The 22,250-nt window shown below is 38.1% G+C and carries 22 protein-coding genes, 1 tRNA gene and 1 other annotated feature; of the genes, 22 read left to right on the forward strand and 1 reads right to left on the reverse strand.

Going from position 1 to position 22,250, the window contains the following annotated elements; genetic code table 11:
- The first annotated feature begins 7 nt into the window (after positions 1 to 7).
- From KMHG_RS04720 to KMHG_RS04745, 6 genes are all read left to right on the forward strand, one after another.
- Positions 8 to 472 carry a hypothetical protein gene (locus KMHG_RS04720; protein WP_010287445.1) on the forward strand — a complete coding sequence of 155 codons (465 nt, stop codon included), beginning with the start codon at positions 8 to 10 and terminating at the stop codon, positions 470 to 472.
- Between the two features lie 68 nt (positions 473 to 540).
- On the forward strand, positions 541 to 1,017 hold the full coding sequence (locus tag KMHG_RS04725; RefSeq protein WP_010287446.1) for a hypothetical protein: 477 nt from the start codon (positions 541 to 543) through the stop codon (positions 1,015 to 1,017).
- 182 nt (positions 1,018 to 1,199) lie between these two features.
- Positions 1,200 to 1,270, forward strand: a tRNA-Thr gene (locus KMHG_RS04730).
- 136 nt (positions 1,271 to 1,406) lie between these two features.
- On the forward strand, positions 1,407 to 1,994 hold the full coding sequence (locus tag KMHG_RS04735) for a hypothetical protein (RefSeq protein ID WP_010287447.1): 588 nt from the start codon (positions 1,407 to 1,409) through the stop codon (positions 1,992 to 1,994).
- A 132-nt stretch (positions 1,995 to 2,126) separates the two neighbouring features.
- Positions 2,127 to 2,309 (forward strand): hypothetical protein, encoded by a 183-nt coding sequence (locus tag KMHG_RS04740; protein ID WP_010287448.1) that lies wholly within the window; start codon positions 2,127 to 2,129, stop codon positions 2,307 to 2,309.
- Positions 2,310 to 2,405: 96 nt separating this feature from the next.
- Complete coding sequence (locus KMHG_RS04745; protein WP_010287450.1) at positions 2,406 to 2,837, forward strand: ASCH domain-containing protein; 432 nt, start codon at positions 2,406 to 2,408, stop codon at positions 2,835 to 2,837.
- Between the two features lie 58 nt (positions 2,838 to 2,895).
- On the opposite strand, the gene KMHG_RS17395 is transcribed toward KMHG_RS04745, so the two are convergent.
- Positions 2,896 to 3,219, reverse strand: coding sequence for an excalibur calcium-binding domain-containing protein (locus KMHG_RS17395; RefSeq protein ID WP_010287451.1), 324 nt, complete (start codon positions 3,217 to 3,219; stop codon positions 2,896 to 2,898).
- 509 nt (positions 3,220 to 3,728) lie between these two features.
- Between KMHG_RS17395 and KMHG_RS04760 the strand changes: the two genes are divergently transcribed.
- The 16 genes from KMHG_RS04760 (at position 3,729) to trpB (ending at position 22,250) form a co-directional block, all read left to right on the forward strand.
- A complete protein-coding gene (locus KMHG_RS04760; protein ID WP_010287452.1) occupies positions 3,729 to 4,859 on the forward strand; it encodes a sensor histidine kinase in 1,131 nt (376 codons plus the stop codon).
- Positions 4,856 to 5,344 (forward strand): hypothetical protein, encoded by a 489-nt coding sequence (locus tag KMHG_RS04765; RefSeq protein WP_238984669.1) that lies wholly within the window; start codon positions 4,856 to 4,858, stop codon positions 5,342 to 5,344. The genes KMHG_RS04760 and KMHG_RS04765 overlap by 4 nt, the downstream gene beginning before the upstream one ends.
- A gap of 143 nt (positions 5,345 to 5,487) precedes the next feature.
- Positions 5,488 to 7,131, forward strand: coding sequence for a glycoside hydrolase family 13 protein (locus KMHG_RS04770; RefSeq protein WP_010287456.1), 1,644 nt, complete (start codon positions 5,488 to 5,490; stop codon positions 7,129 to 7,131).
- 17 nt (positions 7,132 to 7,148) lie between these two features.
- Positions 7,149 to 8,276 (forward strand): ABC transporter ATP-binding protein, encoded by a 1,128-nt coding sequence (locus tag KMHG_RS04775; RefSeq protein WP_010287458.1) that lies wholly within the window; start codon positions 7,149 to 7,151, stop codon positions 8,274 to 8,276.
- Positions 8,277 to 8,316: 40 nt separating this feature from the next.
- On the forward strand, positions 8,317 to 9,621 hold the full coding sequence (locus KMHG_RS04780) for an ABC transporter substrate-binding protein (protein ID WP_010287459.1): 1,305 nt from the start codon (positions 8,317 to 8,319) through the stop codon (positions 9,619 to 9,621).
- A gap of 74 nt (positions 9,622 to 9,695) precedes the next feature.
- Positions 9,696 to 10,553: a carbohydrate ABC transporter permease gene (locus KMHG_RS04785; protein ID WP_010287460.1), complete on the forward strand. Its 858-nt coding sequence runs from the start codon at positions 9,696 to 9,698 to the stop codon at positions 10,551 to 10,553.
- The gene (locus KMHG_RS04790; protein WP_010287461.1) at positions 10,554 to 11,369 is read left to right on the forward strand and encodes a carbohydrate ABC transporter permease; all 816 of its coding nucleotides are present in this window, start codon (positions 10,554 to 10,556) and stop codon (positions 11,367 to 11,369) included.
- 14 nt (positions 11,370 to 11,383) lie between these two features.
- Positions 11,384 to 12,391, forward strand: coding sequence for a LacI family DNA-binding transcriptional regulator (locus KMHG_RS04795; RefSeq protein ID WP_010287463.1), 1,008 nt, complete (start codon positions 11,384 to 11,386; stop codon positions 12,389 to 12,391).
- Positions 12,392 to 12,395: 4 nt separating this feature from the next.
- Positions 12,396 to 14,054: a glycoside hydrolase family 13 protein gene (locus KMHG_RS04800; protein ID WP_010287464.1), complete on the forward strand. Its 1,659-nt coding sequence runs from the start codon at positions 12,396 to 12,398 to the stop codon at positions 14,052 to 14,054.
- A gap of 121 nt (positions 14,055 to 14,175) precedes the next feature.
- Positions 14,176 to 15,954, forward strand: coding sequence for a hypothetical protein (locus KMHG_RS04805; RefSeq protein ID WP_010287465.1), 1,779 nt, complete (start codon positions 14,176 to 14,178; stop codon positions 15,952 to 15,954).
- An 83-nt stretch (positions 15,955 to 16,037) separates the two neighbouring features.
- Entirely contained in the window at positions 16,038 to 16,679 is a 642-nt protein-coding gene (locus tag KMHG_RS04810) for an alpha/beta hydrolase (protein ID WP_010287466.1), read from the forward strand.
- A gap of 317 nt (positions 16,680 to 16,996) precedes the next feature.
- Positions 16,997 to 18,169: an MFS transporter gene (locus KMHG_RS04815; protein ID WP_010287467.1), complete on the forward strand. Its 1,173-nt coding sequence runs from the start codon at positions 16,997 to 16,999 to the stop codon at positions 18,167 to 18,169.
- Between the two features lie 162 nt (positions 18,170 to 18,331).
- Positions 18,332 to 18,551, forward strand: a binding site (T-box leader).
- 115 nt (positions 18,552 to 18,666) lie between these two features.
- Positions 18,667 to 19,692, forward strand: coding sequence for an anthranilate phosphoribosyltransferase (gene trpD / locus KMHG_RS04820; protein WP_010287468.1), 1,026 nt, complete (start codon positions 18,667 to 18,669; stop codon positions 19,690 to 19,692).
- A complete protein-coding gene (trpC, locus tag KMHG_RS04825) occupies positions 19,692 to 20,474 on the forward strand; it encodes an indole-3-glycerol phosphate synthase TrpC (RefSeq protein WP_010287470.1) in 783 nt (260 codons plus the stop codon). Before trpD ends, trpC begins: the two co-directional genes overlap by 1 nt.
- Positions 20,471 to 21,079 (forward strand): phosphoribosylanthranilate isomerase, encoded by a 609-nt coding sequence (locus KMHG_RS04830; protein ID WP_010287475.1) that lies wholly within the window; start codon positions 20,471 to 20,473, stop codon positions 21,077 to 21,079. The genes trpC and KMHG_RS04830 overlap by 4 nt, the downstream gene beginning before the upstream one ends.
- Positions 21,063 to 22,250, forward strand: coding sequence for a tryptophan synthase subunit beta (gene trpB / locus KMHG_RS04835; RefSeq protein WP_010287477.1), 1,188 nt, complete (start codon positions 21,063 to 21,065; stop codon positions 22,248 to 22,250). Before KMHG_RS04830 ends, trpB begins: the two co-directional genes overlap by 17 nt.

A 22,250-nucleotide genomic window follows, 5' to 3' on the forward strand; every position in this document is an offset into this window, starting at 1 on the left:
GATTAACATGAAAATTACATGGGATGTTTTTCATGATGACGAATTAATTGAAAAAGGGGAATTTAATCCATTTTTTTGGCGAGGTGGTATTTTTACAGTACTACTAGATGGTCAGAAAAGATTGTCGATTGAGTCGAATGTCAATCACGGTATTTTAATTGAAGATATCGGAAAGGCTTTAGTAGGCGCGCTTGAAACAGATAACCCTCAAACCTTTCATACGTACAGTACATCGAAGTCATATGACGTCATTTTTTTAGGACGCGTCATAGAGTTTCGGAATTTTGACCCCGAAACACTCAAAACGCTCAGACGGTCGATACTACCAAAAATCGCATTCATTGATGCGTTTAAAACAACATTGTGCCATTATTTAAATACGTTAAAACAGCGAAATGAAACAATCGTTGAAAACGAATTGTTTCAACGTATTCAGAAACAACTCGTTTTGCTAAATGCATATACAGAGTAGCCATCACAAACGCTATGGCTATTTTTTTATGGCGCCTTCTTTTATAATAAATAGCGGAGGTTGATTTTTTGAACAAATTAGCTTGGTACATATCATTAGCGATCACACTATTTGGATTTTTAATCGTACGGTACTATTTTACGTTATCGCCCGATGAACCGTTGAAAGCTTTAAATCCAGCGTTTATACCACTTATTTTTATCGTACCTTTTTTATTGTTGAGCTTATTTATTACGTTTATCGTAGGCAGTCAATATTTTTACGATTTTACGATGAAACGTCTTTTGAATTATGTAGGCATTTTGTTATTAATCGTTGTCGTAGGAAGTTACGTAACGTTTGTGCAAATTGATAGCGACTTGAAGCTATTCGGCGGTTCGACAACCGACCCTTCATCGACTATTTATCATTTGAACATATGGAATAGTTATACAAATGGTTGGTTTATCAATGAAATGACATTTTTCGCATTACATGCGATCGCCTTTGGGCTTGGGTTTTTTAAAAGAAAAAGCGCATATCCGGAAGAAAAAACAGATGTATAAGCATCTGTTTTTTTACGATAAAAGAAATTTTGAAATTATAATAGTGAAATTTAGAATAAAAGAGAAAAATATTTTATAAACAAGAAAACGTTTATTTTAACAATAATATTGCACAAAGTACAAATTAGGTGTAAAATAGTTTTTGTAAGTGAGAGAGCAATAAGTTATTTTCATAAAACAATGCCTACTTAGTTTAGTGGTAGAACAGCGGTCTCGTAATCCGCAGACGAGAGTTCGATTCTCCCAGTGGGCATCACCTTTTTTAATTACGATGTGTCGTAAAATTTATTACATTTCAAAAAACCGCTAGATGTTGTTGTAGTCAACATCTAGCGGTTTTTCGTTTGAAAAATTGGCAGAACGGAAACAGATATGCAAGAGGTGATGATGTGAAATTCTTAGAATGGATTGACTTAACAGCGCCACATTGGGGACCGTTATCAACATTATTAGGTGCTCTAATAGGTGCTGTAATCACAGGTCTTATTGCGATTATTGTTAATAAAGATACAGAAAATAAGCGGTTAAAAGAAAAAAGAGAAGCAGAATCTAAAATGAACGACATTTTAAAATTTTATTTGCACGATATAAAAGAAGATTATTTGCTCATTTTATCGCTTTACGAGCAATACAATGCAGATCAATATACGACGACACAAGCAGTGAAAAATGCGAACGATACGAAGGAAGTAACTTTTAGGCCACAAACTGTTGACGCAAAGACAATACAATTAATGCAGCAGTACGTAGAAGTCTCGAAACGTCATTTGGCAAATTTAGAAAAGCTGACGCAAATTGATTTAGTATCGATTCGACGAGGAGATTTAAAAAACTTTTTAACGATTCTATCGGATATTAAACAGACGCATTTACCGTATTTCCGCCAACATGACCAGGCACAGCATTTAAATATTCAGCTAGATGCCCAAGAAATTCATACGCTCATTGAAAAGATTGACCATTTTCTGTCGCTCTGACACGAGAAACGATGAAGTTCGTGTAATATATTTACAAAAGTTCCACCTTCATGTTTTAATGAGAGTAGCTACGACGCATACATAAAATATTTGCTGTAGCGAGAATATTGGGGATACGTAGGAGGAAAAAGAATGAACGAACAAGAATTAGAACAATTAAAAATCGCTGCAAAAGTAGATGTTGTTAAAAACATCTTAATCGAAAAAGAGATCGTATCAGAAGCTGAAATGAACAGTGCAATCAATCTTTTTATTCGTAAAGCAGTAGGGGAAGAACAATACAAAGCGTTAGATGACGCAAACAAATTAGCATAAAAGACGAGAGCGGATCGAAATGATTCGCTCTTTTATTGTGGCATGTTCATTTTCATCTATGAAAATGAACAATAAATGAAAGGAAACATTTCACTAATGAAAGCAATTACGATTAAACAACCATATGCAACACTTTTAGCGCTTGGCTATAAACAATATGAAACGAGAAGCTGGGCGACAACGTACAGAGGGGATTTCGCTATACATGCAGGAAAGACAATGGACCGAAAAGCTTTTGAAGATGCTGAAATTGTAGAATTGCTAAAAGCAGCGGGCTATCAGAACATGAAGGAGTTACCATTGGGTGCAGTCATTGCTACATGTACGTTAGTTAATTGTATGAAAATTACCAAAAATGCCCCACATCAAGGGTATGCCATGACTGAAAAGACTCGTATTGATGGCATAGCATATAAGTTAGGAGATTTTTCAGAAGGACGTTATGCATGGGTTTTTGAAAATATGCAAATGTTAACAAAGTCGATATCAATGAACGGTAGACTTAGTATATGGGATTTAAATATATAACTCGCTAGTATATATAGTAAACAAAAAAAGTGACTAATAAAAAACCACTTTATTATAGCTATCTTTCACAAGCAATATTATCTTTATCACGATCTAAATCAGGATTATATTTTACTGCGGCATTATAAATAGAAAGGGAGGTTTTTGCTTTAGTTGGCTTATATACAGGTCTTCCTCTTTTATCATATCTAACTCTATTTTTTGTATTCTTATACTTTTTTACACCATACCGGTACTTCTTATTAAACTGGGTACAATTTTGGTATGTGTAATTACTGACACCTGCTGCTTCGACGTTTTCCTGTGGTGCTGACACTTGCGTTCCAAATAAAAATGAGCCAAAAATCATCGTCGTGACCGACCATTTTGTTAGCTTTTTCATGATGCACTTCCTTTCTGATTTTGTTATGACTCTATAGCCGAATTAGCAGCAAATAATCTCTTTTATATCATTTCCAATACATATGCCTATGTTGCAATATGCCAAGTATTGCCCAAGTAATAAGTTTTTTTATGTTTTATAAATTGTTGAACGTAAAAAGCGATATGTCCCAATTCATCAATTGAGGCATATCGCTTTTTTGCTGAATTTAATACATACCCATAAACTTGAAAAGAATAATAAATAAAGCGCCAACGATACTCGTTTCAAACAAATGTTCTTTAAAAAATAAAGCAGTAAAACGCATCGTCATCATCCTTTCCTATTTTTAATTATTATAAGTGGTGCGAACTATGTATATCAATTAAAATTTCTCGAAAATTCAATATTTTTCTATTTAGTTCAAAAATATTGTTATTCAAAAAATAGAGCATGAGTCGTTTTTGTCTAAAGAGTGCTTTTTCGAATGAGGTTTCGTATAATAAAAGACGTTGGAAGGAGCGGATCACATGGATACAAAGGCTTTTGAGATTATATCAAACCGTCCTTTTCAAAGCTTTGCGATTTGGTTTTTAGGATGTTTTGTTCCATTTACATTTATTTTCCGTTATGAAGATACATATGTGTTAAGTATCGCGGTAGCGTTACTCATTACATTTTTAATTTGTACGTATTTTGCCTCTGTTTTAACAAATGGACTCGTGTATATGTGGCTAGCATTTATGATTGTCATTAATGCTGTTATGGCGATTTTATACGGTTATTTTTACTTTGCCTTTTTCACAGCGATGTTTATCGGACGTATTCGTAATACAGTAGGATTTTACGTAATGTACGGCATTCATTTAGGCATTACAGTAGGTGCTATTTTAGGTGGATTTTTCATTGAAACCCATCTTTATATACAGCAAATCCCTTACATGGTGCTTGTAGTATTCGGCGCTATTTTAGGACCCTTTTATTTGTATAGCCGTAAACAAAATACAGAGTTAGAAGGTCAACTTCAAACAGCGAATGAACGTATTTCAGAATTAAGTGTGTATGAAGAACGCCAACGAATTGCGCGTGATTTACATGATACGTTAGGACAAAAATTATCGATGGTCGGTTTAAAGTTAGATTTAGCGATTCGTTTAGTCGATAAAGATCCGAGCAAAGCGAAAGAAGAGTTAAAAGACGTACGTAAGACGGCCAGTATGGCATTGAAAGAAGTACGTGAAATGGTTTCTGATATGAAAAAAGTAAAACTCTCTGATGAGTTATTACAAGTTGAAAAATTGTTACGAGTGGCTGGTATAGATTGCATCTTAGAAGGTGACCGCAAACTTCATGAAGTCCCATTAATTTTAGAAAATACGTTAAGTATGTGTTTAAAAGAAGCGGTCAACAACGTCGTGCGCCATAGTGCCGCAAAAGAATGTATCATTACCGTCGAACAGTCGACGAAAGATATTGTAATGACGATTGAAGATGATGGTAAAGGTTTAGATACGTCTTTAACACGCTCGAATGGAAACGGTTTAAGAGGGATGAAAGAACGTATTGAGTTTGTAAATGGGAGAATGGAAATTACACCATTGCCAACGGGTACACGTCTCACATTTACAGTGCCACTCGTAATCGTTTATCAAAAAGGATGATTGAATTGAAGAAAAAAGGGATTATTTTAGTTGTATTGATGATTGTATTAGGCGTGGCAGCGTTTATGTCTTTACAACAAACGAAAGATGAAGAAAAAGCAGTAGAACAAATCATTAACGAACATCAAAATATTGATACGATTATTGTAAAAAAAGGCGATAAAACGATTGCAACGTTGGATGATGATCGTGTACAAACTTATGCAGAACCAACACCACTAGCTAAAATTGAAAATCTAGAGCGTGCAACGAAAAAGAAATTTGAAAAAGAACCTATTTATACAATTCAATATCAAGTGTCAGGTAATGAATTATATACAGTAGATGTTTTTCGTTTGAAAAAAGGGGAGGCTTTAACGGTAGAAGAAAACGACTATGGTTTTACACTAAACGGCCGTGAAATGATGCTCGTATGGCAGCCTTATGAAGAACGTCTATCTCAAAATGATGTTACAAAAAAAATGCTTGAAAAAATAGTAAAATAATATTTATGATGAAGTAGCGTGAAAACGCTGCTTTTTTTACTATATCAAAATGTTAATTTATTACATAAAAATAAATAATATCTATTTTATGCTTGTATTTTCTCTTTAATGCAATTATTATAGTTTTTAAGAGGAGGCTTTTTATGACAGAATGGTGGAAGAAGAGCACAGTCTATCAGATTTATCCAAGAAGTTTTCAAGATGCCAACGGAGATGGTATTGGTGATTTACAAGGAATCATTCAGCGATTACCATATTTAGCCCATCTTGGTATCGATATTGTATGGCTCGGTCCTATCTATGATTCACCGAATGATGATAATGGTTACGATATCCGTAATTATAGAAAAATTCAAAAAGAGTATGGTGACTTGAATGATTTTAAGCAACTCATTGAAGAAGCGAAAAAATTAGGGATTGGCATCATGATGGATTTAGTCGTTAATCATACGTCAGATGAGCATGAATGGTTTAAACAAGCACGACTTTCAAAAGAGAGCCCCTATCGAGATTATTATATTTTTAAAGATGAACCAAATAACTGGGTATCATTCTTTTCAGGATCTGCTTGGGCATACAATGAGCCGACAAATGATTATTATTTGCATTTATTTTCGGAAAAACAGCCTGATTTAAATTGGGAAAATGCTGAAATGCGTCAAGAAATTTATGACATGATGCGTTATTGGACAGATTTTGGCATTGTAGGATTCCGAATGGATGTCATTAATTTAATTGCGAAAGACCAAGCTTTTCCTGACGGGGAAGAAGTAACTGAAACAGGCTATGCAGATGGTAGTCAATATTATATGAACTTACCGAAAGTACATGATTATTTAAAAGAAATGCATGCAAACGTATTAGCACAAGGACAATATATAACGGTTGGAGAAACTCCTGGTACTACGCCAGAAAGTGCAAACGTTTTCACAAATCCAGCCTCAAAAGAGTTGTCGATGATTTTCACTTTTGAACATATGGATGTTGATAGTGAAGGCCCTAAATGGCAGTACAAGCCGTTAGACTTAGTCGAACTTAAACGAATTTTTAATGAATGGCAAACAAAACTTCATGGACAAGGTTGGAACAGTCTTTATTGGAACAATCATGACCAACCGCGTGTCGTCTCACGGTTCGGCAATGATACGACATATCGTGAACGTTCTGCCAAAATGTTAGCGATTGTATTACACATGATGCAAGGTACACCTTATATTTATCAAGGTGAAGAAATTGGCATGACAAACAATCATTTTGAATCGATCGATGCATATCGAGACATTGAAACGATTAATTATTACCATGAACAATTAGCACTCGGTCGCCATCAAGAAGACATATTAACAGAGATTGCAAGGAAAAGTCGTGATCACGCACGTACACCGATGCAATGGCATCAACAGGGCGGTTTTACGACAGGTACACCGTGGATTGAAGTAAATGAAAATACGACATCTATTAATGTCGAAGCAGCACTTGAAAATCAACAGTCGATTTTTTATACGTATCAACAATTGATTCAATTTAGAAAAGAAAAAGCGATTATTCAAGATGGTTCATTCGAATTGTTACTTGCATCGCACCCGCAGCTATTTGTGTATAAACGTCACCTTGGTGATGAAAGTTTACTTGTAATTGCAAACTTTTCTGAGCAAACGTTTGCACTAAGAGTTGAAGAGTTAAATATCCAATCCGTTCAATCGATTTGGATTGATAATCAAGCCGTTTCCGTACAGCAACAAATGATTCATGTAGAACCTTATGGTGCTGCTGTATTCGAAATTTAAAAAGGAAGTGATTAAAGATGGCGACAATAGAGCTAAAGCACATCGGCAAAATTTATGATAAAAACGTACGTGCTATTACAGACTTTAATTTATCTGTAAAAGATGAAGAATTTATCGTCTTCGTTGGACCATCAGGTTGTGGGAAAAGTACAACGCTAAGAATGATTGCGGGGCTTGAAGAAATATCAGAAGGTGATTTTCTGATTGATGGCAAGCGTATGAATGATACGCCCCCGAAAGACCGTGATATCGCAATGGTATTCCAAAACTATGCGCTTTATCCGCATATGACGGTTTTTGATAATATGGGCTTTGGCTTGAAAATGCGGAAGTTTAAAAAAGAAGAAATTAAACGTCGCGTAGAAGAGGCAGCGGAAATTTTAGATTTAACGCATTTACTAAAGCGAAAACCTAAAGCGCTTTCTGGTGGTCAACGTCAACGTGTTGCGCTTGGTCGTGCAATCGTCCGCGATGCGAAAATTTTCTTAATGGATGAACCATTATCAAATTTAGATTCTAAGTTACGTGTGCAAATGCGTACAGAAATTATTAAGTTACATCGTAGATTAAAAACGACGACGATTTATGTTACGCATGATCAAACAGAAGCGATGACGATGGCGAGTCGAATCGTCATTATGAAAGATGGTTTTATTCAACAAATCGGGACGCCAAAAGAAGTATACGATTTACCGAACAACATATTTGTCGGTGGATTTATTGGTAGCCCGGCGATGAATTTTTTCCGAGGCATGATTCAAAATGGTAAATTTATTATCACAAATCACGCTTTTGAGATTCCAACACGTTACAAAGAAGCCATTGAGGCATACGAAGGGCAAGAAGTCGTCATGGGGGTACGTTCGGAACATATTACGAGCCAACAACCTTTCAACGAAACATCGCTTGAAATTCCTGTACTCGTTGACACAGTGGAACTAACGGGCGCTGAACAAATGGTCTATGCGGAGCTAGAGGGACAGCCATTAATTGGCCGCGCAGATGCAAAATATACAATCGAACTAGGCCAACAGTTACCACTATTTTTCCATATGGATCATGTACACTTCTTTGATGCACAAACAGAAGAACGAATCGGCATGCAAAAGGATGCAAACGTTTTCGCAACGAGCGAACACGTGTAATCATACAAGAGCAATTTCAAATTAGTAGGAGGCGAAAAAAATGAAAAAAAATAAGTGGAAATCAGCATTACTAGCATTATCAATCGTAGGGGCAACATCGTTAGCGGCATGTGGGAACGCAGGAGATTCAGATTCAGGAAAAAGTGACGGTGAAAAAGTAACCGTTGACGTTTTCCAATTTAAAGTAGAGTTCAAAGATCAATTTGAGCAAATCGCTGAACAATACGAAAAAGAAAATGAAGATGTAGACATTAACATTACAACAGTTGGTGGCGGTGAAGATTACGGTGCAGCATTACGTTCTAAATTTGCATCAGGTAATGAACCTGCTATTTATAACATTGGTGGTCCACAAGATGTTGAAGACTGGAATGATAAGTTAGCTGACTTATCTGATACAGAAGCAGCTAAAGCGGCGCTTGACGGCACGCTAGAAGGGGCTACGAAAGATAACAAAGTATTAGGCTTACCATACAACCAAGAAGGTTACGGATTTATTTATAATAAAGCAATCTTTGAAAAAGCAGGTATCGATCCAGCCAGCATTAAAGACTATGCCTCTCTTGAAAAAGCAGTAAAAGATTTAGATGCGAAGAAAAAAGATCTTGGTATTGATGCAGTATTCGCATTACCTGGTAAAGAAACTTGGGTAACTGGACTTCACTTATCAAATACATTTATTTCGCCAGAATTTGATAATGATGTGATGAAAGCATACGAATCGAAAGATATTAAATTCGAATACGGAGATGCATTTAAACAAATTTTAGACTTACAAAATAAGTACTCTGTACAGCCAACAGTTAGCCTAGATTACTCAAAACAAATGGAAGAGCTGTTCTCAAATGGTAAAGTTGCGATCGTTCAACAAGGGAACTGGGTATATCCAACGATTGAAGGCATTGATGAAGATTTAGCAGCAAACAATATCGGTTTAATGCCAATTCCAGTGGAAGGTTATGCAGATGCAAAATTACCAGTCGGCGTACCGATGTACTGGGGTGTAAATAGCAACAAAGATGAAGAAACAGTTGAAGCTTCAAAAGAGTTCATCGATTGGCTATACACATCAGATGCGGGTAAAAAAGCGGTGCTAGAAGACTTTAAATTCGTTCCTGCTTATGAAGGTTATGATTCAGAAAAAGTATCTGACCCATTATCAAAAGCAGTTTATGATTACTCAGAAAAAGGCGAAACAATCGGTTGGGTGTTCATGGGTTATCCGACAGATTGGGGCCAAAATAAATTAGGTGTACAAATTCAGAAATATTTAAGCGATAAAGCCTCTTGGGACGATGTCGTGAAATCTGTTGAAAAGTCATGGAATGAAGATCGCAATAAATAATGCATAATAGGACTGCTCCGTCGGGTAGACAACGTCTGCTTGCGGCGGTCCTGTTTTTGTGAGGAGGTTTCTCGATGAAAAAAGGCTTATGGTATTGGGCATTTATTGCCCCCGCACTATTTGCGCTCGTAGCCGTGGTCGTTGCACCGTTAGCGATGGGTGTCTATTACTCATTTACGAACTGGAACGGCATTGAAGTTAAATCATTTGTCGGCTTTGATAACTATATGCGCTTGTTCAAGGATGAAGAATTTATTCAATCATTGAAATTCACTGTACTATTTGCAGTCGTGTCGATTTTCTTAATCAATTTCTTCGGTTTAGGGTTGGCGATGCTCGTGACAGCAAAATTAAAAACGAATAAATTGCTACGAACAATTTTCTTCATGCCAAATTTAATTGGTGGATTAATTTTAGGATTTATTTGGCAGTTTATTTTCACGAAAGCATTTGATGGTATTGGACAAGCACTCGGCTTTGAAAATTTACAAGGTTGGCTGTCAACAACGACAACTGGTTTCTGGGGGCTTGTCATTTTAATGAGTTGGCAAATGTCCGGTTATATTATGGTCATTTACATTGCCTATTTAGAAGGCATTTCACCAGAGTTAATTGAAGCGGCTGATATGGACGGGGCAAATGGTTGGCAAAAATTCCACAGCATCATTTTCCCGCTCGTCGCACCAGCCTTTACAGTCAGCATGTTTCTAACGCTATCAAATACATTCAAACTGTATGATCAAAACTTATCGTTAACAGGCGGCGGACCGTACAATTCTACGCAGATGGTTGCGATGAACATTTTTAATACAGCTTACAAACAGTTAGACATGAGTTATGCACAAGCAAAAGCGGTCATTTTCTTCTTGATTGTAGCGATTATTTCATTGCTACAAGTGTACTGGAATAAAAAACGAGAGGTGGAGATGTAAATGAAAAAAGCATATTTATTGCCGCTTGAAATATTCGGCATCATCTTAGCGCTTATTTGGCTATCTCCATTTTACTTAATGCTCGTCAATTCATTTAAGACGAAAAAAGAGATTTTCAGTGACACGCTAAAACCACCTACAACGTTTACGTGGGATAACTACGTACAAGCATTTAAAGAACTTGATTTCTTACAAACGTTTTTCAATTCATTAATGATTACAGTAGGAAGCGTCGTGATCATTATTATTTTCTCTGCGTTAGCCGCATACGCGCTATCGCGTGTGAAAGGAAAAGTATCGACAATTATTTTCTTCTTATTCGTCGCAGCAATGCTCATTCCTTTCCAATCAGTGATGATTCCACTCGTAACGATTTTCGGAAAATTAGAAATGCTCAATCGCGGTGGATTGATTTTCATGTACTTAGGATTTGGTGCAAGTTTATCAATTTTCTTATATCATGGGGCATTAACATCTATTCCGAAAACACTCGACGAAGCTGCAACGATTGACGGGGCAAACCGTTGGCAAGTATTTTGGCATATTATTTTCCCAATGTTAAAACCGATTACGGTAACAGTAGCCATTTTAAATACGATTTGGATTTGGAACGACTACTTACTACCATCACTTGTTATTAATGCGGAGGGCATGCAGACGATTCCACTGAAGATGTTCTTCTTCTTCGGTGAGTACACAAAACAATGGCACTTAGCACTTGCTGGATTAACGATTGCTATCGTGCCAGTCATCATCGCATACTTCTTCGCACAGAAACAAATTATTAAAGGAGTTTCTGATGGCGCTGTGAAATAAAAGGAGTTTTCCATATGACAACCATTATTGATGTAGCAAAAGCGGCGAATGTTTCGCCTTCCACAGTGTCGCGTGTCATTGCAGATAATCCACGCATTAGTTTGAAAACGAAACGAAAAGTAAGGGCTGTTATGAAAGAACTAGCCTACTACCCAAATGTACAAGCAAGAAATCTAGCTGCTAAAAAAACGATGATGCTTGGTGTTGTGATGGGGCATGCGGCGATGCTCGCATTTCAAAACCCATTCTTTCCAGAAGTCATTCGAGGGATTAGCGCTACAGCGCATGCGAAAAAGTACGGTATTTCATTATCAACCGGCGCAACAGAGCGAGAAATTTTTGATGAAGTGCGTGAAATGGTACAAGGTAAAAAGGTAGATGGCATCATTTTGTTATATGCGAAAAAAGGAGATGCTGTCTTTGACTATTTAGTGCAAGCACAATTTCCGTTTGTCGTCGTCGGCACACCTTTTACGCATCAAACAGAAGTCGATTATATTGATAATGATAACGTAACGTTAGCGGAACAGTTAACGGATTATTTAATCAAACTTGGCCATGAGCATATCGCTTTTATTGGCGGGGACATTCAATATGGCGTAACACGCGATCGGGTCAAAGGCTTTGAAAAAAGTTATGACAAACATGGGCTCGATGTAAATGAAGCATATTATCAATATAATGCGGAAAATATCGAAGCAACGATTTTGAAGTTACTACAGTTGAAACAACCGCCGACTGCGATTCTCGCGCAAGATGATTTAACCGCGTATGAAATGGTGACTTATTTAAATCAGCAACGCATTCGCGTGCCAGAGGATATGTCGATTTTAAGCATTAATAATCATGCACTATCTAGCTATGTGCGACCCGCATTAACGACGGTCGACATTCATATTTTTGAGCTCGGCTACAAAGCTGCTGAACTCGTATGTCAACGTATAGAAAATCCAACGCGACCTGCAACACATTTATTTGTTGAAACAGCATTTATTGAGCGTGCGTCGTGTACGAAGAGGTGAAAACATGCAACGAAATTGGTGGAAAGAAGCGGTCTGTTACCAAGTATATCCGCGTAGCTTTCAAGATACGAATGGTGATGGCATTGGTGACTTAAAAGGCGTAACACAGCGCCTTGATTATTTAAAAGAACTTGGCATCGATGTTATTTGGTTATCACCGATGTTTAAGTCACCAAATGATGACAACGGTTATGATATTAGTGATTATCAAGACATTATGGACGAGTTTGGGACTATGGCAGATTTTGATGAGCTATTAACGGGTGTGCATGCGCGTGGTATGAAACTTATTTTAGACTTAGTCATTAACCATACGTCTGATGAACATCCATGGTTTATTGAATCAAAATCATCTAAACATAATCCGAAACGTGACTGGTACATTTGGCGAGACGGTAAAGATGGTCAAGAGCCAAACAACTGGGAAAGTATTTTTGATACGCCCGCTTGGCAATATAATGAAGCGACAGATGATTATTATTTACATGTTTTTTCGCCGAAACAACCAGATTTAAATTGGGAAAACCCAGACGTGCGAAACGCTTTACACGATATGATCAACTGGTGGCTCGATAAAGGAATCGATGGTTTCCGCGTCGATGCGATTAGCCATATTAAAAAAGATCAAACATTTAAAGATGCTCCATCAAATGGCGCGCGCTATGTGAAAGCTTGGGACCAATATATGAATGTCGATGGCATCGATACGTTTTTAGCTGAATTACATGAACAAACATTTCAAAAATACGATGTAATGACAGTCGGTGAAGCAAATGGCGTCGGTATCAATGATATTGAAAAATGGGTCAATGAACGAGATGGTTATTTCAATATGATTTTCCAATTTGAAACGCTAGGGCTATGGAGTGTTGAAGAACAGAAATTAGATGTGCTTGCACTGAAAGAAGGTTTAACACGCTGGCAACAAGCTCTTGCAGAAGACGGAAGCGGTTGGAATGCGTTATTCATCGAAAATCACGACCAACCAAGAGCCGTTTCTACATGGGGGAATGAAGCGTATTGGCAAGAAAGCGCTAAAGCACTCGCTGTCATGTATTTCTTTATGAAAGGAACGCCATTTATTTATCAAGGTCAAGAAATCGGTATGACGAATACACCGCTTGAGCACATTGAAGACTATCAAGATATTCAAACGACGAATCAGTATCGAAAATTATTAGCAGAAGGTGTTGCTGAAGAAAAGGCGAAGAAAACGATTTGGAAAACAAATCGTGGCAATGCGCGCATTCCGATGCAATGGTCTACAGAAGATTATGCAGGATTTTCAACCGTTGATCCATGGGTGCCGAACAACCCAAATTATGAAACGATTAACGTGGCACAACAGTTGCAAGATGAACAATCTATTTTGGCATTTTATCAACGAATGATTGCGCTTCGAAAAAGTCAGGACGTATTAGTTTATGGACGTTATGACTTAATTCACGACACGCATCCACAAGTTTATGCTTACACACGTACGCTAGCGGATGAGCGCATCGTCATCATTAGTAACTTAACAGCCACTCATGCATCGTTACCAGCAGTAACAGGGATTCAATACGATACAGAAAACTTATTACTTGCAACACATTCAGTAAACCATACACCGACTGCAACGATTGAATTACAACCGTATGAAGCTCGAATTTATAAGATTTAACGAAAAACGTCATTAACGAGCAGTTAATGGCGTTTTTTATATGTATGTGACGGCGTTGTTTAGGGTATAGATTAACAGCGTATTACCACGCTTAATAGAGAGAGAAAAGTAGGTGGCTATGATGGCAAGTTTTAAAAAACATATGAAACGTGAATGGGATTCGATGAAACACGTTCTACGTGAAGAAATGAAAAAGCGTTACGAAATTGTACATGATGGACACAAAATCGTTGTGCAAACATCATTAGAGAGCACATGGCTCTATGTCGATGGTCAATTAAAAGATGAAGTTCATCGCCCATCAAAGCTTGGTAAATTAAGAATTTCTGAAACGTTAAAAACAAAGATTGATGATATCGAGGTGAAAGTGAAAATTCACGGGACGACGACACTCGATTGTACATTTTATATAAATGGCAAAAAAATTATGAAAGAAAAAAGAGAATTAAACGTGCAACCGTGGCGACATCAGCCGATGCTCGTACAATTTGTTCAACAATATGATACTGAAACCCCGCTTCCTGATGAACACTATTACGGTAAAGCGCTCCCTCCATTAGAGGAAATGTGGCTATACGAAGAAGAAGGTTATGAAGAAAGTTTTGCAAGGAAGCTTGCTAAAAAGGTAGACTGGTTGCTTGAGAAACCTGTAGAAAAAACACGTATCTCACTATATGAAGATACGATGGATGAAGACTTTTTAACATATGCGATACCATTTAGAGATCAACTGAATGATTTATCATTAGATGAACAAACACTATACCGCGAAGCACGCTGGTTTATTGATCACGCAGCGCATCGTTACGTACTAGCATTTGGGCTTATTTTATTAGGACGTGCATATGCGATTGAAAAAGAACGTGCGCTATGGACACAATTTTCAACACATCCATTTTTCGCGCCCTTTGTGGCACTTGCATTAGAGGGACGTGGAGAAGAAGCTGATGCATTGATGTTTGAATTTGTGGGTACGCCATATGAACAAGTATATTTACGTACAATTACACCACGCACCGATGACATGATGCAGTATTACTTAATGGAAGCACCCCTTTCTTATAAAAATACTGAAACAGCGATTGCTTTTGCGGAAAAAGGCGGATTGTATAAAGCACTTCAAGCGAATGAAATTGATGATGCTCTCTATAACCGTGCGACGCAATTTCTATTACCAATGTTAGATAGTGACATGTCACCAGATGAATACAGCGATTTTGCGCCGATGACACTTGAATATGTAAAACACGCGAAAACGCGCGCTGTCGTTTATGAACGGCTGTATCCGATTGCAAAATTACATTTATACATGAAAGAAGATATCGAATACGCGTTAGATATGGAATATATTAGTGTTGTGACACGAAACTTAGTGTTATCTGGTACAGAAGCAATTTTAAAAAGCGCCGATTGGCGACCTGCTATCGAAAAGGCATTTGCGACGCAACGTAATATGGAAGAAGCATTAACGATTTGTCGCGCACTAGAGGAAGATTACGTACCACTCGTTTACAAAAAGATTGTGAACGGTCATTTTGAGCCTTATTTATACGAAGCAATCGCAACGAGTGGCAATCGAGAAATGATTCAAAAAACCGTCGATCACGTTGAACAATTTGAATTAGCGACATTAAATCCGTTAGAGCTAGAAAGTGTCTCTTTGCTCATTCAACAATTAGATGAATACGAAGGCATCGGTGTTAAGCTATTAGGAAAAGCCTTACAGATGAATGAGCGTGAAATGGTTGACGTTGCACTGTGGACATTAGATTTTTGGTCGCCAGAAAGTTATCGTACAAAAGAAATTATCCAGGCACTCACATACATTTCTCATAAAGGAATAGACCGCGATCAACGAAAAAGTGCAAAAGCATTAATAAAATCGTTGAAAGATGACTAGATTCATAATAAATGTTTCTTGTTTCAACATTATTGTGCTACGATAATATTGAAATGTTTGTATGTTGAAAGGAAGATTTTACGATGAAATCACCATTTACTTTTGAGCATAAAGCTCCTAATAACGTAGAAAAAGGAAAGCTATATCCAGCAGTATTTTTATTCCACGGCATGGGTAGTAACGAACAAGATTTACCACAATTGCTAACAGAAATTAAAGATGACTGCCATATTTTCAGCTTACGTGGACCAGTTGTACAACCACCAGGCTACGCTTTCTTCACAGTAGAAGAATTCGGTAAACCGAACAAAATCATCTTCGATAAAATCGTTGCGCATATTCGTGACTTTATTGAAGAAGTCATTACAGAATATCCGGTTGATGCGACAAAATTATTCACAATGGGCTTCAGCCAAGGTGGCGTTTTAGCGCAAACGATAGCACTTGTTCTCGGTACAGAGAAACTAGCTGGTGCAGTTGCTTTAAGCGCATATTTACCAGAGCACGTTCGTGATGAATATTATAAACACGATACGACAAATATGCCGATGTTAATTACACACGGTACAATGGATTACGTACTACCATTCCAATGGGGAGAAGCATCACGCGACTTCTTTAAAGAACAAGGTGCAGACGTTACATTCGTATCATTTGAAGATGGTCACGGTGTAACACCAGCTATCCAACAAGAAATTTTACGTTTCTTCAAAAAACACTTTTAATAAGTATGTTAAAAGAGGCTGGGACATAAGTGTAAAAACACGATCTCAAATGAGCATAAGAAAAACCGGAATCGTGCTGTGGCGCGGTTCCGGTTTTTTGTTGCGAACGCTAAAAAAGGAAAATAAAATGTTTCGTCCCAGCCTCTTTTTTTCATGTTATCCGATAAATGTGGTATAATTTTTACAAAAATGACTGAATATTTCATCTTTATCACATATCATGCTGAACAAACATAAGATCAACGAAAAAAAGGAGCGATGCCGATGTAGTAACCACTACCTTTCTTATATTTTTTAAACACGAAAGGGTAGTGAAGATGAAACAGTCATTTCAATTTTTATGGACGAGTCAATTATTTGCTAATTTAGGCGATGTTTTATACATCGTTGGCTTTATATCGGTGTTATATCACCATGATGCTACAGCAACCACACTTGCGTTATTACCATTTTTAAACGTATGTGGTCGTATGATTAGCAGCAGTATTGCGCCGTTATTGTTTAATCGTTACCGTTTGAAACATTTACTCGTAACGACACAATTAATGAAAACAATGTTATTATGTGTGCTAATTTGGGTGCCATTTGAGTTAACACTTCTATTTACGGTCGTATCGTGTATCGCCTTATTAGATGGTGTTGCACAACCCGCGAGTAGCGCACTCGTTCCACGTCTCGTATCAAAAGAGGCTTTATTGCGCGCCAATTCAATTTTATCGATGGTGAATCAATCCACACAGCTTGGCGGATGGGCGCTTGGCGGTCTTTTCGTTGCGGCGACGAGTGGGAAAATCGCCGTATTTACGACAGCTATATTATTCACCTTATCAACGGTTTGCCTCATAGGTTTAAAAGACCGTCAGCCTTTTCAAAAACGAACGCTCGCGAAGAAAAGTGACGAACTAATAGAAGGTTTTGCATGGATTTGGCGGCATCGGGCGATGAGAACGATTCATCTCGTATTCGTCATCGAGTCATTTGCTAGCGTCGTTTGGATTGCGGCAATTATGTATATATTTGTCGCCGACGTATTACATGTTTCGGAAGCATGGTGGGGCTATATCAATACCGCATTTTTCATCGGTTTATTCATCGGTGCAATGGTATGTACGAAATACGAAACGCATTTCAATCAACATGTCACGACTTGGATTATTCGCAGTTCTCTATGTGCTGCAGTTGCGACATTGTTATTTGGTTGGAATGAATGGCCGCTTCTTGCTTTAGTGTTAAGTATAATTTTCGGATTGTTTGAAGAAATGAAAAGTCAATCTATGACAACATGGATTCAATTGCATACAACAGAACATGTCTTAGCACAAGTGTATAGTGCACAAAGCGTCCTCAATTATATCGCTTTCGGTAGTGCAACATTGCTTGTAGGTTATTTAGCGGAATGCATTGCCATTCAATCAATTTTTATCGGTGCGGGTTTATTATTGCTCATTTCGACGATTTATTTGTACAGTATGAAAAGAAGATTCCAATGATAAAAGAGTGGGTTGCAGACGAGCAATCCATTCTTTTATCATTTTTTCTTGACAGATAGGTAAATGTTGGTATAAGCTAGTAACAACTTATTCGAGCGGACGGGTAGAAAGCCTTGAGAGCAAGGCTTCCCAGAGCAGAGCAGAGAGTAGCAGAGCATAGTAGAGAAATTGAAGATTAAGAGTAGTAGCAAGAAACGTTATTTTAAGAGAGTCAGTGGTTGGTGCAAACTGATAATAATGTCTTGTGAATGGACTTATGAGAGCATTTGTGAACGAAGTAGCAAATGACGATTCATCCTCGTTAACGGATGCTGAATGATCAGGCAAAGGGGAGACAATCGTCTCAACTTGAGGTGGCAACGCGGTACATATCGTCCTCATGAAAGAGTATTCTTTCATGAGGATTTTTTTATACCATCATTCAGTGCTCGCTCAAATATCTCGAATAGCTATATTTAAAACATTTTGAATATTCTATTATTGAGAGGAGCATATATATGCAATCATATATCGAGAAAGTCAACAAAGGACAAGATTTAACATTTACAGAAATGGCAGTCGCGGCAGAGCGATTATTCCAAGAGGAAACACCGCTTGAACAAATCGAAGCATTATTAGTTGGATTAGCAGCAAAAGGTGAAACGGCAACTGAACTTGCGGCTCTTGCACAAGTGATGAAGCAAAACGCATTAACGCTTCAAGAAACACCTCAACGTTACATCGATAATTGTGGTACAGGTGGAGACGGTATCGGTAGTTTCAATATTAGTACAACGACAGCATTCGTACTTGCAGCAGGTGGTGTACCCGTCGCGAAACACGGTAACCGTAAAATTTCTAGTCTAGCTGGTAGTGCAGATACGCTTGAAGAGTTAGGGATTCATGCAGATTTCACGACAGCAGAATTAAAAACGTTATTAGATCGAGAAGGACTGGCGTTTATTTTCGCACCGAAAGTACATCCGAAGCTTAAACGAATCGGTCAAGTTCGTCAAAAGATTGGAAAACCGACCATTTTCAACCTCGTTGGACCACTAGCAAATCCAGTTGAATTAACAGCTCAATTTACAGGTATTAATCGTAAAACGTTCATTCGTGATTACGCAGAAGTCATGCAATTACTCGGACGTGAACGTGGTGTCGTCGTATACGGTGCAGGTGGCTTAGATGAAGCGTCTCTTGCAGGTGAAAATCGTTTAGCAATTTTAGAAAATGGTGACATTCGAGAAATGATTGTCACACCTGAATCGGTCGGCTTAAAACGTTATCCACTGACAGCGATTCAAGGTGGAGACGGGAAAGAAAACGCCGATATCGTTCGACAAGTATTACAAAATAAAGAAAGCGCCTATTTAGATACAGTGTTATTAAATGCAGGTATTGGCTTCTTCACAGCAGGTAAAGTGCAAACGATTGAAGAAGGCATTCACGTAGCGCGTAAAGTAATCGCATCTGGCGCGGCGTACGAAAAATTACAAGCAATCATTGCATATAGCAAAGCACATATAAAGGAGTTAGCATAATGACGATTTTAAATAAAATTTTAGCGCAAAAAGCAATTGAAGTGGCAGCATTAAAAATACAACCGAAGCCAGAAGTACCAACACGTAAAAATCGTGCATCATTATTAGATGTATTTCAGCAACCAACATTACAAGTCATTTCAGAAGTAAAACGCGCATCACCTTCAAAAGGAATTATTAACGATGGGGTAGATCCAGTATTACAAGCAACGACATACGAAACAGCAGGCGCAGCATGTATTTCTGTACTGACAGATCCAACGTTTTTCAAAGGTTCTTTCGAAGATTTACGACAAGTAACTGAAGCGGTCGATATTCCAGTGCTTTGCAAAGAATTCGTCATTGACCCGATTCAAATTGATTATGCATATGCAAACGGTGCTTCGGTCGTATTACTTATTGTCGCAGCATTAGATGACGCCGCACTTCAACAATTATATACGTACGCTACAAATCTCGGATTAGACGTATTAGTCGAAGTGCATGATGTTGTAGAGCTACATCGCGCATTAGCGATTGACGCGAAAATTATTGGTGTTAACAACCGTAACTTAAAAACATTTGACGTCTCATTAACGCATACGACAGAAATCGCGAAAGCTTTTCCATTCGATGAAGGTCGCGTACTCGTCAGTGAAAGCGGTATGAAAACAGCAGAAGATGCAGCCTTCGTAGCACAAGCTGGTGCGAGCGCTGTTTTAGTCGGTGAGACACTGATGAAAAGCGGTGATATTACCGCAACGCTTCAAGCATTCCAAGTGAAAAAGCCGGTGAAAGCATGACAAAAGTAAAAATTTGCGGGTTGAAAGAAGAAGCACATGTACAAGCCGCGGTAGATGCCGGCGCAGATGCTGTTGGATTTGTATTCGCCAAAAGCAAACGACAAATTACGGTGGAACGTGCACAGCAACTTGCGAAACACGTGCCTTCTCACATACTAAAAGTAGGCGTTTTCGTAAATGAAACAGTTGAAACGATGAAAGACATCGCAGCACGTATCCCACTAGATGTTATTCAATTACATGGTCAAGAAGGTAATGACATTATTCAACAGTTACAATATCCGACGATTAAAGCAATTGGTGTACATACGGCGGCAGATGTGGCGGCTTTATCTCAGTACGAAGCGACATATATGCTAGTAGATGCACCGATTGCAGGAAGTGGCGAAACGTTTGATTGGTCGTTACTTAAAACGAGCGTTCCGAATTTGATTTTAGCAGGCGGTTTAACGATTGATAATATTGAAACAGCAATTGATACGGTTTCACCTTATATGGTAGACGTATCGAGTGGCGTAGAAACAGATGGTATAAAAGATAGCGTGAAAATTACACAATTTATTAAAGCAGCAAAGGGAGAGATTGTACATGACAACAGCAACTAAAAAAGGCCGCTACGGGAAATTTGGCGGACAATTCGTACCAGAAACGTTAATGACAGCATTAAATGAATTAGATGCCGCTTATGAAGCAGCGAAACAAGATCCAACATTTCACGAAGAACTGAATTATTACTTAAAAGATTATGTCGGTCGTGAAAATCCACTCTACTTTGCTTCACGCTTAACGAAAAAATTAGGTGGCGCGAAAATTTATTTAAAACGTGAAGATTTAAACCATACTGGTGCACACAAAATTAACAATGCATTAGGTCAAGCGCTGCTTGCAATGCGTATGGGTAAAAAGAAAATCGTCGCTGAAACAGGCGCTGGTCAGCATGGTGTAGCAACAGCTACAGTTTGTGCGTTATTCGATTTAGAATGTATTGTCTTTATGGGAAAAGAAGACGTTCGTCGCCAATCGTTAAACGTCTTCCGTATGGAATTACTTGGTGCGAAAGTGGTGCCCGTTGATCAAGGTACAGGTACATTAAAAGATGCTTGTAATGAAGCGCTCCGCTACTGGGTTTCAAATGTAGAAGATACACACTACATTTTAGGCTCAGCACTTGGCCCTCATCCATTCCCAGCAATCGTACGCGATTTACAACGCGTCATCGGTGATGAAACACGTCAACAAATCGTCGAAAAAGAAGGTCGCTTACCAGACGCAGTCGTAGCTTGCGTCGGTGGTGGTAGTAATGCAATCGGTATGTTCACACCGTTTGTTGATGATAAAAATGTAAAATTATTCGGTGTAGAAGCAGCCGGTAAAGGCATTCAATCAGGGGAACATGCTGCAGCATTTGCAGATTTAAAAGAAGGTGTATTGCACGGTGCCTACATGTACTTATTACAAGATGATAACGGTTTTGTACAAGAAGCGTACTCGATTTCAGCTGGACTTGATTATCCAGGTGTAGGCCCAGAACATTGTTTATTACATGATACAGGACGCGTTAAATACGATGCAGTTGATGATGATCAAGCGTTAGAAGGACTACAACTATTATCTCGTACAGAAGGTATTATTCCAGCACTTGAAAGTAGTCATGCGATTTATTATGCAGCAGAACTAGCGAAAACGATGTCACCAGAGGAAATATTAGTCATTTGTCTATCAGGACGCGGTGATAAAGACGTCCAAACAGTTCAACAAGCATTGGAGGATAAATAA

Source organism: Kurthia massiliensis, from assembly GCF_000285555.1.
Classification (GTDB): Bacteria; Bacillota; Bacilli; order Bacillales_A; family Planococcaceae; genus Kurthia; species Kurthia massiliensis.